Source organism: Anaerotignum faecicola (genome assembly GCA_024460105.1).
Taxonomy (GTDB): Bacteria; Bacillota; Clostridia; order Lachnospirales; family Anaerotignaceae; genus JANFXS01.
Genome location: JANFXS010000506.1, coordinates 1 through 399, shown reverse-complemented (window position 1 = coordinate 399; position 399 = coordinate 1). Strand labels below are relative to the sequence as shown.

The 399-nt window shown below is 56.4% G+C and carries 1 protein-coding gene; it reads right to left on the bottom strand.

What is annotated here, in order from left to right:
- A partial coding sequence (locus NE664_15110) for a hypothetical protein (GenBank protein MCQ4727962.1) occupies nt 1-399 on the bottom strand: 399 nt, incomplete at both ends.

The window sequence follows — 399 nt, the reverse complement described above, 5'->3', positions numbered from 1 at the left end:
GGTCAATGTGCCATTTTCAAAGGAATAACCGTCATCGTTGATAGACGCGGCATTGGACATGGTGGCGACTGGCGGCATAAGCCCGTCATTTGCCACTGTCGTCTGCTCATTTTGTTCAGAAGTTTCTAACGTGGGGTCGCTGTGGTCCAGGCCGTCCTCTCTGTCGGCTTCGCCGCCATTCCCCTTATCCTGCGGGTCGCACAATTCGCAGGAGTGGGTGCAGGGACTCTCCGGCACGTCCTCCACATATCCGCAGGTATCGTCATGCTCCCCGCGCTCATGGGGGCAATCCAGCGCATAGCACTCATGGGTGTGTTCATGTACGGCAGACGCATCGCTGTCCGTGGCGGTGGGTGTGTACTCATCGTCAAAACCACAGATCAGCTCGTTAGTGTAACA